Raw genomic sequence first — 13,566 nt, forward strand, 5'->3', positions numbered from 1 at the left:
TGAGGAACTTGGTCAGCAGGTTGAACACCGTGCTCTTGCCGGCGCCGTTCGGGCCGATCAGCGCGTGGATGGTGCCGCGGCGAACCTGGAGGTTCACCTCCTTCACCGCCACGAACCCCTTAAACTCCTTCGTCAGGTTGCGCGCTTCCAGGATGATGTCGTCGTTCGGTGCGGCGTTCATTCCTGTCCTTTCCCGGTCTTGGGTCGGTCGGCCGGCGGCGGGCCGACATAGCGTGATGTCGGCCGCAGCATGCGTCCGGTCCGTTCCTGTTCGCGCACATGCGCCGCCCATCCGGCCGCGCGGCTGGCCGCGAAGAGTGGTGTGAAGCCGGCACGCGGCACACCGAGCGCTTCCAGCAGCAGGGCGGCGAAGAATTCCACATTGGTGTGAAGGGGCCGGTCGGGACGACGCAACGCCATCACCGCCAGAACCGTCCGCTCGACCGCTTCGGCAAAGGCGAGCCGACCCTCGGGTGCCCGGCTCGCGCCGGACCGCTGCAGAGCCAGCAGGCTGCCCTTCATGACATCGGCGCGTGGATCGCGGATATGATAGGCTCGTGACCCGAAGCCCATCAGGCGCTCGCCCCGGTCGAGCGCAGCCGCCACCCAGACGTCCGCATGCTCCGCCTCGCCGATGGCGTCCAGCATGTCAAGGACCAGCCCCGGCGCGCCGCCATGCAGCGGCCCTTCCAGCGCGCCCAATGCCGCCACGGCGGCGGCCAATAAGCCGCCCCTGGTCGAGGCGACCACGCGGGCGGTGAAGGTCGAGGCGTTCACGCCATGATCGACCATCGCGACCAGATAGCGGTTCAGTGCCCGTATTTCCGCCTCGCCGGCAGCGGCGTCATGGATCATGCGCAACAGATCGGCGGCATGCGGCAAGGAGCGGTCCGGCGCCACCGGGGTTTGTCCGTGAACCAGTCGAACGGCCGATGCGGCGGCGACGGCCGCTCCCGCCACCAGCAGCAGCGGCGTCATCGCGCCTCCCGGCAGCGAGGCCAGCAGACAGCGCTGTAGCTCGATCACCGTGAGATCGGACGGCATGGCCGCAAATCGGGGAGACAGCCGCGCGAAAGCGTCGCACCGCGCCTCCCCAAGCGCATCCAGGCTCATCTGCGCCGGGATCTCCGCGTCCCACAGGATCGCCACGACGTCTTCATAGGACCGGTCGATCAGGTCGGGCAGTCGATACCCGCGCATCACCATCTCACCCGTCGCGGGGTCGCCCCCGCTCAGGCTGGTTTCGGCGGCCGAAATCCGCTCCATCGTCATGCTGTCCAGTAAGGGGGAAAGGGCGCCACCGCCGGGAGGGCTGCGGCGGATTCGGTGGAAATCCTATGCAATTTGCCCTCCGGCTCAACTTCGTTTATGTAAGCAGCGCATTACCATCGGTTATGCTTCACCAGCCTCCGAGCCTTGCAGAGCACCGGCTACATCTTTTTGACCAGGGGGCACTCGCTGTCAGACAGCGGCCGGAAGGCGCGGTCGGCGGGAACGCTGCGGACCATCTTGTAATAGTCCCAGGGCGCCTTGGATTCGGCCGGGGTCTTGACCTGGAACAGGTACATGTCGCGCAGTACCCGGCCGTCCTCGCGCACGGTGCCATTCTTCGTCATAAAGTCGTTCACCGGCGTTTCCTTCATCGTCTTCATGACGGTGGGGGCGGCGTCGGTCCCGGCGGCCTTGATCGCCTTCAGATAATGGCTGACCGCGCCGTAGACGCCGGCCTGGTAGAAGGTCGGCATCGCCTTGCGCTTCTCGAAGAAGCGTTTGGAGAAGGCGCGAGTCTCGTCGTCCATGTCCCAGTAGAAGGGCGTCGTCAGCATGATGCCTTGGGTCGCCGGCAGGCCTAGCGCGTGGACCTCGCTGATGGCGAGCAGCAGCGCCACGATGTTCTTGCCAGATTGGCCGAGCCCGAATTCCGCCGCCTGCTTGATGGCATTCTGGGTGTCGGCCCCAGCGGTGGCGAGCGCCACGACCTTGGCCGGCGACGCCTGGGCCTGGAGCAGGAAGGAGGAGAAGTCGGCATTGTTGGCCGGCATCCTGACGCTTCCCACCACCTTGCCCTTCTGGCTTTCGACGACGGCGCCGGTGTCACGCTCCAGCGCGTGGCCGAAGGCATAGTCGGAGGTCAGGAAGTACCAGCTGTCGAAACCCGAGGCCACCACCGCCTCGCCGGTCACATGGGCCAGCGCATAGGTGTCGTAGGTCCAGTGAATGCCGTTCGGCGTGCAGGCCTTGCCGGTCAGGTCAGAGCTGGCCGGCGAGGAGAAGATGGCGACGCGGTTCTTCTCCTTGGTGATCTGCTGCACCGCCAGCGCCACGGCGGAGTTCGGCACGTCCATGATGGCGTCGACCTGATCGACGTCGTACCAGCGCCGTGCCGTCGAGGCACCGACGTCGGCCTTGTTCTGGTGGTCGGCGAAGATCAGTTCAACGGGCGTGCCGTTGACGGAGCCGCCGAAATCCTCCACCGCCATCTGCGCCGCGGTAATCGAGCCTTGCCCGGTGCTGTCGGACAGCTGGCCCGACAGATCGGTCAGGATGCCGATCTTGATCTTGCCGTCGCTGTAGGCGGCACTTTGCGCGAGCGCCGGCTGGGACAAGGTGTGGGCAAACAGGCAGGCGGCAACGGCCGCCGTTACGGCGTAACGGTTCATCAGTTCCTCCCTAGGGTATTTTTATGGATGGCCAGCTTTCCGGACGGTCAGGCGGCGTCCCTGGAGGCCGCCGCATGCTGGGCGGCCAGCCGGCCGAACACTGCGCCGCGCAGGACCGAGGTCGAGCCGGTATAGACTTGGTGATAGAGGCCGACCGTCTCGCCCGCCGCATAGAGTCCCGGCATCGGCCTGCCATTGCCGTCCAGCACGCGGGCATCGACGTCCACCTTCAATCCGCCGAAGGTGAAGCAATTGGCCGAGACGATGGGGAAGGCGCGGAACGGACCCTTGGTCAGCGGGCGCGCCCAGTTGGTCTTGGCCGGGCTCAGCCCGGTGGTCGCCAGACCGTCCACCCGCGTCGGGTCGAAGCGGGTCGCGTCGGCCGGACAGGCGGCGTTGTAGGCGGCGACCGTCTCCAGCGTGGCGTCCAGCGGCAGCTCCAGCTTGCCGATCAGCGCTTCGAGCGTCGGCGCCTCGATGGCCGGCACGTCGCTGCGGATGCTGGCGCGCCAGCGTGGAATGTCCTCCACTTGGTCGTCGAACAGGACATAGGCGATCCCGTCGGGCTGATCGGCGACGATGCGGGTAATGTGGTCGTAGGTGGCGTCGGCGGTGCCCGGCGCCTCGTCGAGGAAGCGCTCGCCGCGCTTGTTGACCAGCACGCCATAGGGCCAGATGAAGATCACCGCTTCCGGCTGGCGCGACCGCGGATCGACCGGTTCGGCATGGTAGGAGCCGAAATCGCCGGCCGCCGCCGCCCCGGCGTCGAGCGCCATGCGGATGCCTTCGCCCCGATTGTAGTAGCCGCCGCGTGCCACCGGCCGCACATGCTTGGCGCGCTGGCCCATGTAGCGGGTCATCATCTCCGGATTGCCCTGATAGCCGCCCGACGCCAGGATGGTCGCCCGGCCGCGGATGGCGACGCGCAGCCCGTCCGTCCCGGTGGCATAGACGCCGCCGATGCGGCCCTCGTCGTCGCGCAGCAGGTCGAGCGCCGTGGTGCGGTAGAGCACGCGGGCCCCCAGCGCCTTCGCCTCCGCCATCAGGCGTTCGATCAGGGCAAGGCCGCCGCCCTGCGCCGCGATGCGCTGGGTGTTCTGGGTCAGCAGATAGATCGGCTGCGGTTCGAAACGCAGGCCGAAGCCTTTCAACCAGGCGATGGTCGGCGGCACCCGCTCGGCGAAGCGGGAGATCACCTCCGGATCGGGGAAGGGGTGGGCCTTCACATAGTCCGGCCAATGCTCGTAGGGTTCGGCGGCCGCCGCCAGCACGTTGGGATCGATGTTCAGCCCGGCATTGGCGGCGAAATGATCCTCGAAATCGTCAGAGATCTCGGAATCGTTCTTCATCCGCATATAGGCTTCGGTCCAGCGCGAGTTGCCGCCGAAATCCTCCTCGGGCGCCCGCTCCAGCAGGGTGACCGACAGGCCGGCCTGCAGCGCCGTCACCGCCGCCGAAAGCCCGGCGATGCCGCAGCCAACGATGACCAGATCGCTGATGGCGTGCTCAGACATCCGTGTTTCCTCCGTCAATTCATTGATCTTCCGACCTGTCCCGCATCATCCTGCGAGGCGTTTCCGGTCGCTGTCGGGTTCGCTGTCGGCCACCACGATTCCGGCTTCCGTCAGCTGCTCGATTGCCGCCGGACCGTAACCGAGTTCGGTCAGCACCACGCGCGTGTCCTGTCCGATGCGTGGCGGGTCACGGCGGATCGTCAGATCGGTGTCAGCCACGTGGATCGGCAGCCGCGGCAGCGCGGTCCGCACCCCATTGGGCAGGGTGGTCGGCATCAGCCCGCCGGTCGCCCGCAGATGCGGGTCCTCGAACAGATCCTCCGGCCGGGCAATGGGTGCGAAGGGAATGCGGGCGCGCTCGCACACCGACACCGCCTCCTCCATTGACAGGCTGCCGAACAGCCCGGTCAACAGCGGCAGCAGGCGCGGCCTGGCAGCGATGCGGTCGTTGTTGGTGCGGAAGTCCGGATCGTCGCGCAGGTCCGGCCGGTCGATGACGGCGCAGAAGCGCTCCCAATGGCTGTCGGTGGTGATGCCGACGAAGATCGGCCGGCCGCCGGCGGTGCGGAAGGTCTCATAGACCGCCCAGGCCGACACGCGCTCCGGCATCGGCGGGATCGGCCCATCCGACTGGGCGGCGTAGCAGAGATGCTGCCCCATCAGGAACACCGTGGTCTCGAACAATGCGGTTTCGATGGTCTGGCCCTTGCCGGTGTGCTCACGCTCGCGCAGTGCCACCAGGATGGCGATGACCGCGAACATGCCGCCGGTGATGTCCACGACCGAGGTGCCTGCCCGCAAAGGACGGCCGCTCGGCCCGGTCATATAGGCGAGCCCGGTCATCATCTGCACCACCTCGTCGAGCGCGAGGCGGCCGGCATAGGGGCCGTCGAGGAAGCCCTTCAGGCTGGCATAGATCAGGCGCGGGTTGACGCGGGCCAGCGCGTCGGCGCCCAACCCCAGCCGCTCCATCGTGCCGGGGGCGAAATTCTCCACCAGCACGTCGGCCTCGGCGACGAGGCGGCGCGCGATGTCACGGCCCTCCAGCGTCTTCAGGTCGACGGCGATGGAGCGCTTGTTGCGATTGAAATAGCCGAAATAGCCGGTGCCGAAGCCTTTCAGATGGCGGGTCGGCTCGCCGTTGGGCACCGGCTCGATCTTCACCACGTCGGCGCCGAGGTCGGCGAGGATCATCGCGCAGGACGGCCCCATCACCGTGTGGCCGAAATCGAGGATTTTGACGCCGGCCAGGGGCAGCGTTTTGCCGAGGGGTTGGTCGGTCATGCGCCATCTCCTGCAACCGGACGCGGCGACGCCCCGTCATAGCGGTAGGGAATAGACGGCGGCATCGGTCCCTTGATGCGGCCGCCCTGCTGCGACTGCTCCCAGGCGTGCGCCAGGATGCCAACCGAGCGCGACAGCACGAACAGTCCGCGCCCAAGACCGGCCGGGAAACCGAGTTCGGCGAAGACCACGGCGGTGGCGCCGTCGATGTTCATCGGCAGCCGCTTGCCCTTGCGCCCGGCAAGCGCATCCTCCACCGCGCGGCCGATGGCGGCGGCCTCTCCGGTCACGGTGCCCTCCCCTCTCGCCTCCTCGACCAGGGCCAGCAGCCGGCCGGCGCGCGGATCGACGGGATGGAAGCGGTGGCCGAAGCCGGGGATATGCTCGCGCCGCTCCAGCCGGGCGGCAATCTCGCTCTCCGCCGCCCCGGCCACGGACATGCCGTCCGCCATGCGAGCGGCGACGGCGGCGTACAGTTCCATGCATTGCTGGCCGGCGCCGCCATGGACGTCGCCCAGCGCATTGATGCCGGACGCCATGGCGTTGTTCAGTCCGACGCCGCAGGTGGCAGCCATACGGGCTGTGGCGATGGACGGCGCCTGTGGGCCGTGGTCCACCGCCGCCACCAGTGCTGCACCCAACAGCCGGCCCTGCGCCCGTGTCGGCAACTCGCCGCGCAGCATCAACCAGACCATGTCGGGGAAGCCGATCGTGCCGATCAGCTCCTCGATGGCGTAGCCGCGCACCCGGATCGAGCCCGGATGGATGTCGATGATCGATGTCCGCCACCAGCCGGTGGCGCTATCGATGGTCGTTTCGGACATGGGAATGCTCCCGGAGGGCTCCCTTCGCAGGCCCGGCCTCAGCCGAGCACGAAGGGGTTTGCGCGGTTGGGTTTGGTGGTAATCCAGACACTCTTGGTCTGGAGATATTCCTTGATCGCCTCCACGCCGCCCTCTCGGCCGAGACCGGAGCGCTTGTAGCCGCCGAAGGGCGTGGTGAAGCTGGTGGAGCGGTAATTGTTCACCCACACCGTCCCGGCGCGCAGCCGGTCGACGCAGTACATCGCGCGGTGCAGGTCGCGCGTCCAAACGCCGGCCGCCAGACCGAATTCGACGTCGTTGGCGATACGCAGCGCATCGTCCTCGTCCTCGAAGGGAATGACGCAGAGGACCGGGCCGAACACCTCCTCCTGGGCGATGCGCATGTCGTTGCGCACCTGCGTGAAGATGGTCGGCGCCACGAACTGCCCCTGGCCGTAGTCAGGCCCCGACAGGGCATGGCCGCCGAGCGCGCAGACCGCCCCCTCCTGCTTCGCCATGTCGATCATCCGCAGGATCTTCTCCCATTGCGGACGGGTGGCGATGGGGCCGATCTGCGTGTCCATCTTCGACGGGTCGCCGATGCGCGCCTCGGCAGCAGCCGCGACCAGCTTCTCGACGAAGGCGTCGTGGATGGACTTCTGGACCAGCAGGCGCGAGCCGGCCATGCAGGTCTGGCCCGAGGCGCCGAACACGCCGGAGATCGCGCCCTTCACCGCCTGGTCGAGGTCGGCGTCGTCGAAGACGATGTTCGGCGACTTGCCGCCCAGCTCCAGCGTCACCTTCTTCAGGCCCGGCGCCGCGGCCTCGTTGACGCGCTGGCCGCCGATGTCGCCACCGGTGAAGGCGATCTTGGCGGTCAGGGGATGGCGCACCAGCGGCTCGCCCACCTCCGCACCGAAGCCGGTCACGACATTCACCACACCGCGCGGGAATCCCGCCTCATGCGCCAGCTTCGCCAGTTCCAGGATGGAGGCGGAGGTGTATTCCGACGGCTTGATGACGATGGTGTTCCCGGCTGCCAGCGCCGGCGCCATCTTCCATGTGGTCAGCGCCAGCGGCGAGTTCCACGGCGTGATGGCGACGACGACGCCGAGCGGCTCGTACTTCACATAGTTGAAGACGTCGGCCTTGTTGATCGGCACGACCGCGCCCTGAACCTTGTCGGCCAGCCCGGCATAATAATGGAACCACTGGGCCACGTTCCGCACCTGCCCGCTGACCTCGGCCATCAGCTTGCCGTTGTCGCGCTGCTCGATGGCGCCCAGCCGGTCGACGTTGGCCTCGATCAGTTCGGCCAGCCGACGCAGCAAGGCGCCGCGCTGGGTTGCCGTCAGCCCGGCCCAGTCCGGTGACAGGAAGGCGCGGTGCGCCGCATCCACCGCGCGGTCGGCATCAGCCTGCATGCCGCGCGGGATCTCCGCCCAGGCCCGCCCCGAAAAGGGCTCCGTCGTTTCGAACCACTCGTTGGAAACCGGATCGCACCAGCCCCCGTCGATGAACAGCTTGTAGCGTTCCACCCTCGGCCTCGCATAAGTTCTGTTAGATAGAACCGTGTTTCATCTAAGAGAACATAGGCGTGCCAAATGCGTCAAGCCCGAACCATTCGCTTCCTCACTTTTTTCAGCCAAGGCCTTGTACCGGCCATCCTTGACGTACGATGGTGGTGTCGGGGAAAAATGCGCGCCGAGGATGCTTATGGCCCATCAGCCAACAAAGGACGCGATATGACCGATGCGAAGGCCAACATGACGACCGCATCCTCCGGCGGGGTGGAGTCCGTCGACCGGGCGCTGAGCATCGTCGGCTGCTTCCAGGCAGGCGATCACGCCCTGAGTTTGACGGAGATCGCTGCGCGGACCGGTCTTTATAAAAGCACCATCCTGCGGCTGACCGTGTCGTTGGAGAAGGCCGGCTATCTGGTCCGCCATCAGGACAAGTCCTATCGGCTCGGCCCGGAGCTGATGCGGCTGGGGGGGCTCTACCAGCGCTCGCTGCGGCTGGAGGATCATGTCCGACCGGTGCTGCGCCAGCTGATGCGGGAAAGCGGGGAAAGCGCGTCCTTCTTCCGGCGCGAAGGGGCATGGCGTATCTGCGCGTTCCGCGAGGATTCGACCCAGGCGATCCGCGACCATGTCCATGAAGGCGACCGCTTGCCCCTGGACCGGGGGGCCGCCGGCCATGTGCTCACCCGCTTCGCCGGGACGGTATCGGCGGCCGACTTCGCCGCCCTTCCCCTGCGCTCCTTCGGCGAGCGCGAGTCGGAAACCGGGGCCGCCGCCGTACCGGTCTTTTCCCAGCGGGAGGGGCTGATCGGCGCCCTGACCCTGTCGGGTCCGCTGACCCGCTTCACCGAGGAGCGCGTGGCGGTGATGGCGCCCCTGTTGCTGGCCGCCGGTCGGCGGCTGTCCGAGACTCTGGGCGGACACTATCCGATTTGAAGGTTCGCCGGGGCTTCAAGGCCGGCGACAGGGAGTTGACATGGATACGCTGACTCAACAGGTGCGGGACGGGATCGCGGCGAACGGATTCTCGTTCATCCAGGCACCCGACATGCAGGCTCTGCTCGGCGCGGCCGGTCTGGCGGACTGGGACGGTTTCAGCAGCAGTTGGGACGACCTTGGCCTTGATCTCTACATGGCGGACGGCGGTCGTTACCGGCGGCGGCGCCATGCCGCCTTTGCGCTTTCGGCAGGGGACATCCGGCGCAAGCCGCACCAGCCCCATTACCAGAGCCGCGATTACAACCCGCTCAACGGCGGGATCGAGCGCTGGTTCGAGCCGGTCACCGACGGGATCGCGGCGCATCCCGCCCTGCGCGCGATCCTGGCGACCAGCTTCGCCCTGTTCGACCCGTTGACGCCGCCCGACGTCCGTCCCGAGGTCTGGCACACGGAGGTTCATCAGTTTCGCATCGAGGCGCGCGCGGGCGAGGCTGCCCAACCCACGCCCGAAGGCATGCATCGGGACGGCGTCGACTGGGTCCTGGTGATGCTGATCCGGCGCGAGAACATCGCGAGCGGCACCACCACCATTCACGACCTCAACGGCCACCCGCTGGGAAGCTTCACCCTGCGCCATCCACTGGAATCGGCGGTGCTGAACGACGCGCGGGTGTTCCATGGCGTGACGCCGGTGGAACCCGCCGACCCGGACCGGCCCGCCTTCCGAGACGTTCTCGTGGTGACCTTGCGTCGCCCGTGACCGGTTCTCCCTTCCGGCCCATCACCGCTCTTCCACCGGCGCCACCTTCGGGAACAGGATGAAGGCCGCCAGCGCCGCCACGGCCACCGCCAGCCACACCCCGCTCCAGCTCGCCCGTTCCAGGACATGGGGGATCGCCAGCGGGGCGAGGAAGTAGGCGCCGAAGGCGAAGGTGTTGCCGAGGCCGAGAGCCGTGCCGGTGTGCGCGATGCCTGCGATGCTGGCGAGTTCGGTGAAGGCGATGCCGTGCCAGCTGGACGCGACGATCCCGCCGGCGACCAGGGCGACGACCACCGCCACAACGAACGTACCGCCGGGCTCCGGCAGGGCGCTGTCGATCCCGACGAAGCCGGCCAGCACGCAGTAGACGACGGCCGTCAGCAAAGCGCATGCCTTGAGGAACGGCCGGCGGTTGCGGCGACGGTCGGTGAAATGGCCGCTCCAAACACGGACGACGGCGGCACCAAGCTGAATCGCCACGATGCTGGCGCTCACCGCGGCGGTGCCGAGATGACCGACATCATTCAAGAAGATCGCCGCGAAGGTCACGACCGCCACCTGTGGAATGCACAGCGCGCCGATGCCGAAGACCGTTTTCCAAACCTGTCCGTTGCGCAGCGGTCCCTTTCCGGAGATCCGCGAAGAGGTCCCCGCCATCATCTTCGCCGCCATCACGGGAAGTTCGCTCACCCACAGCCACACGAACCCGGTGGTAATGAGGCAGAACGCCGCCAGCGTGCCGTAGACGCCCTGGAATCCGACGCCCTCGGCGAGCGGGGGAAGGATCAGCGCCCCGGCGGCACCGCCGGCCGGCAGCGCCATCTGCCGGACACTCATGGCGAATCCCCGCTCGCCTTCGCCGAACCACGCCATGACTGCCCGCCCGCTCGACCCGTTCAGGCTGCCGCCGATCATGCCGACCAGCAGGAAGGCGCCTGCGAGAAGCGTGGTGGACGGAATGCGGCCCGGCACCGGCGATAGCAGCAGCGCCATGAGCGCCAGCATCAAACCCGTCAGGCCGAGCCCCGTCAGCAGCACCTTGCGGTCGCCCCACCGGTCGGTCAGCATCCCCCACAGCAATTCGCTGCCGGCGACTCCCAGCCCCATTGCCCCGATCACCAGCCCCAGATCCGTCGCCGCGAGCCCGTAATCGGCCCGCATGGAGACGGCCGTCGCCGGAAGCCCGGTCAGGGCCGCGGCAAAGCTGCCGTTGGCAGCCACCCCGACCCCCAGCACCTTCCAGCGATGGGAGTCCTTGCCGGTGGCCTTGTCGGTGGATTCCCTACCGGCACCGGCGCCGCCGAAATTTCGCAATGAGGCCCGCTGGCCCCGTTCGTCACTGGTCGTCGTCATGTCCAGAAGCCTCGATGTCGCTTGTGCTTGCCTCCTTGCTGATACCGCGCCACAATCATTCTGATAATCAGGATTATCTGTACCATTGATCCCGAAAATCAGGACTGTTGGCCGTGAGCAAGGTGATCTTCGATCTCGACGTGCTGCGCAGCTTCGTCACCGGTATGGACCTCGGCAGTTTTGCCAAGGCCGCGGACCGGCTGGGCCGCTCGACTTCGGCCGTAAGCGCACAGATCAGGAAGCTCGAGGAACAGGCCGGCGTGCCGATCTTTCGCAAGGCCGGTCGGGGCCTTGCCCTGACCGAGGCGGGGGAGACCATGCTCGCCTACGCCCGGCGCCTGCTCGACCTCAATGACGAGGCCGTCACCGCTCTTCACGGCATGACGTCGGAAGGGTGGCTGCGGGTCGGCATGCAGGAGGATTTTGCGGAAAAGCTGTTGCCGGCGGCGCTCGGCCGCTTTGCCCGCGCGCATCCCAAGGTCCGGATCGAGGCGCGTGTCGGCCGCAACAACGATCTGCTCGACCGGGTGGTGCGGGGGCAACTGGACTTCGCCCTCGCCTGGGACAATGGGGCGGCGGCGCCGTTCAAGACCGACATCGCCACTCTTCCCGTCCGCTGGATCGCGCCCGGCACCGGCATGGCGATGCCAACATCCGAGGACGGAGCGCTGCCGCTGGTTTCCTTCGATGACGGCTGCTGGTTCCGGCACGTCGGCACGGCGGCGCTCGACCGTGCCGGCCGGGCATGGCGCATCGCACTGACGAGCCCCAGCCTTTCGGGATTGTGGGCCGGCGTCGAAGCGGGGCTGGGACTCACCCTGCGGACGCCGATCGGCCTGTCGTCCGGCGTTCGCGTGGTGGAGGAAGGGACCCAGGGCCTGCCTCCGCTTCCCTCGATAAACCTCGCGATCTACCGGAAGGATGCGACGCTCGATCCTCTGGCGGAACGGCTGATCGACATCGTCACGGATGGCGTGCGGGACCTGACCTGACGAAATGCCGCAGACGCCGCGGTTGACCCTCAGCCAAAGGCTCAACTACCATACCAGCAACTGGAATGGTAGTATGCAACGCCACGAACGGTCCCGAAGCGGCACCGCTCCCGACGATGGCCGGACTGCTCCAGGAAACAGTGCTGAAACGTGCGACCGCCGCCCGGTGGTGCCGCGGGAAACCCGGATAACCGGTTCCCGCGCCTGCCCATCGGTGCCCCTGAAATATTGGGCCAAGACCTCTGATGGACCGGAACCGGTGCGCAGATCCTGCGCAGTGTCCGGCGGCGGTGTGCGTCCTGGCTGGAGATGCCAATCATGAGCGAACAGACTATTGCCGACGCCCCACCCGGCCAGTCGGCGGGACCGGTCCACAAGGCCGGCGGCATCGGCAACGCGGCGGGCAAAGCGGCGGTCACGGTAAGCAAGGCCATCGGCCGCTATCGCTGGACCATCTGCGGCCTGCTCTTCTTCTCGACAACCATCAACTACATGGACCGGCAGGTCCTGGGCCTGCTGAAGTCCACGCTGATGGGCGACATGGGCTGGACCGAGTCCGACTTCGGCGACATCGTCGCCGCCTTCTCGCTGGCCTACGCCTTCGGCTATGTCGGCTGCGGCCGACTGATGGACAAGATCGGCATCCGCATCGGCCTGCCAGCCGCGGTCGCCGGCTGGAGCTTCTTCGCCTGCGTTCATGCCTTCATGGGCAGCGTCTTCGGCTTCAAGGTGGCGCGCGCCGGCCTGGGCCTGACCGAGGGCGGCAATTTCCCGGCTTCGATCAAGGCGGTGTCGGAGTGGTTCCCAGCCAAGGAACGGGCGCTCGCCACCGGCATCTTCAACGCCGGCTCCAACGTCGGCGCGGTCGTGGCGCCGATCCTGGTACCGATCCTGCTCGTCGCCTACGGCTGGCAGGCGGCCTTCCTGGTCACCGGCGGCATCGGCTTCTTCTGGGTCATCGCCTGGCTGCTGATCTACCGCAAGCCGGAAGACCATCCGAAGCTGACGGCGGAGGAGCTGGCCTATATCCGCAGCGATCCCGTCCAGCCGCAGGAGAACATCCCCTGGATCAAGCTGCTGAGCTATCGTGGCACCTGGGCGAACATCGTCGGCACCTGCTTCTCGGCGCCCGTCTGGTGGTTCTACCTGAACTGGGTCCCGGGTTTCCTGAACAAGCAGTATGGCGTCAACCTGTTCGGGGCGATGCTGCCGCTGATCATCATCTACACCATGGCGGATTTCGGCAGCGTCGGCGGCGGCTGGTTCTCCTCCCACTTGATCAAGCGCGGCATGAAGCCCCTGCGCGCCCGCAAGCTGACCTTCCTGGTCTGCGGCCTGTGCGTGCTGCCGGTGTTCTTCGCCTCGACCGTGTCCAACATGTGGCTGGCCGTTCTGCTGATCGGCATCGCCGCCTCCGCCCACCAAGGCTATTCGGCCAACGTCTACACCATCGTGTCCGACACCATGCCGCGCAATGCGGTGGGTTCGGTGGTCGGCATCGGCGGCTTCTGCGCCTATTTCGTCGGCATGTTCGTGTCGATGGGCGTCGGTCGCCTGCTGGATGCGACCAACGGCAACTATCAGGTGCTGTTCGGCATCGCATCGGTGCTCTACCTCGTCGGTCTGGCGATCATGCACCTGATCCTGCCGAAGACCGGATCGGGCAAGACCCCGGCCGGGATCGAGGTCTGACCTCGCCTGGACTCCACCTCGCCACTCCGGGGCGCCCCGCCCCGGA

Annotated in this window: 12 protein-coding genes; 4 read left to right on the plus strand and 8 right to left on the minus strand. The window is 67.2% G+C overall.

Annotation, left to right across the window (positions count from 1 at the left end; genetic code table 11):
* The 7 genes from TSH20_RS14135 to TSH20_RS14165 all read right to left on the minus strand — a co-directional run.
* A partial coding sequence (locus TSH20_RS14135) for an ATP-binding cassette domain-containing protein (protein ID WP_146207480.1) occupies positions 1-181 on the minus strand: 181 nt, incomplete at its 3' end.
* Positions 178-1,266 carry a citrate synthase gene (locus tag TSH20_RS14140; RefSeq protein ID WP_199232084.1) on the minus strand — a complete coding sequence of 363 codons (1,089 nt, stop codon included), beginning with the start codon at positions 1,264-1,266 and terminating at the stop codon, positions 178-180. The genes TSH20_RS14140 and TSH20_RS14135, both read right to left, overlap by 4 nt.
* Positions 1,267-1,430: 164 nt before the next feature.
* On the minus strand, positions 1,431-2,660 hold the full coding sequence (locus TSH20_RS14145; RefSeq protein ID WP_109075339.1) for an ABC transporter substrate-binding protein: 1,230 nt from the start codon (positions 2,658-2,660) through the stop codon (positions 1,431-1,433).
* A 47-nt stretch (positions 2,661-2,707) separates the two neighbouring features.
* Positions 2,708-4,174: an FAD-dependent oxidoreductase gene (locus tag TSH20_RS14150; protein ID WP_109075340.1), complete on the minus strand. Its 1,467-nt coding sequence runs from the start codon at positions 4,172-4,174 to the stop codon at positions 2,708-2,710.
* Between the two features lie 45 nt (positions 4,175-4,219).
* Positions 4,220-5,458, minus strand: a complete 1,239-nt coding sequence (locus TSH20_RS14155; RefSeq protein ID WP_109075341.1) for a CoA transferase — start codon at positions 5,456-5,458, stop codon at positions 4,220-4,222.
* Complete coding sequence (locus tag TSH20_RS14160) at positions 5,455-6,282, minus strand: citryl-CoA lyase (protein ID WP_109075342.1); 828 nt, start codon at positions 6,280-6,282, stop codon at positions 5,455-5,457. The genes TSH20_RS14155 and TSH20_RS14160 overlap by 4 nt, the downstream gene beginning before the upstream one ends.
* A gap of 38 nt (positions 6,283-6,320) precedes the next feature.
* Entirely contained in the window at positions 6,321-7,799 is a 1,479-nt protein-coding gene (locus TSH20_RS14165) for an aldehyde dehydrogenase (protein ID WP_109075343.1), read from the minus strand.
* Positions 7,800-8,006: 207 nt separating this feature from the next.
* On the opposite strand from TSH20_RS14165, the gene TSH20_RS14170 reads away from it, so the two are divergent.
* Positions 8,007-8,720, plus strand: coding sequence for an IclR family transcriptional regulator (locus TSH20_RS14170; RefSeq protein ID WP_158281996.1), 714 nt, complete (start codon positions 8,007-8,009; stop codon positions 8,718-8,720).
* 40 nt (positions 8,721-8,760) lie between these two features.
* Positions 8,761-9,483, plus strand: a complete 723-nt coding sequence (locus TSH20_RS14175) for a 2OG-Fe dioxygenase family protein (protein ID WP_109075345.1) — start codon at positions 8,761-8,763, stop codon at positions 9,481-9,483.
* A 21-nt stretch (positions 9,484-9,504) separates the two neighbouring features.
* Here TSH20_RS14175 and TSH20_RS14180 read toward each other — a convergent pair whose 3' ends face one another.
* Positions 9,505-10,836 (minus strand): MFS transporter, encoded by a 1,332-nt coding sequence (locus TSH20_RS14180; protein WP_109075346.1) that lies wholly within the window; start codon positions 10,834-10,836, stop codon positions 9,505-9,507.
* A gap of 113 nt (positions 10,837-10,949) precedes the next feature.
* Here TSH20_RS14180 and TSH20_RS14185 point away from each other — a divergent pair, with 113 nt between their 5' ends.
* Both TSH20_RS14185 and TSH20_RS14190 read left to right on the plus strand, forming a co-directional pair.
* Complete coding sequence (locus TSH20_RS14185) at positions 10,950-11,828, plus strand: LysR substrate-binding domain-containing protein (protein ID WP_109075386.1); 879 nt, start codon at positions 10,950-10,952, stop codon at positions 11,826-11,828.
* A 318-nt stretch (positions 11,829-12,146) separates the two neighbouring features.
* Entirely contained in the window at positions 12,147-13,520 is a 1,374-nt protein-coding gene (locus TSH20_RS14190) for an MFS transporter (RefSeq protein ID WP_109075347.1), read from the plus strand.
* Positions 13,521-13,566: the final 46 nt, after the last annotated feature.

Origin of the sequence: Azospirillum sp. TSH20, from assembly GCF_003115935.1 — a bacterium.
Taxonomy (GTDB): domain Bacteria; phylum Pseudomonadota; class Alphaproteobacteria; order Azospirillales; family Azospirillaceae; genus Azospirillum.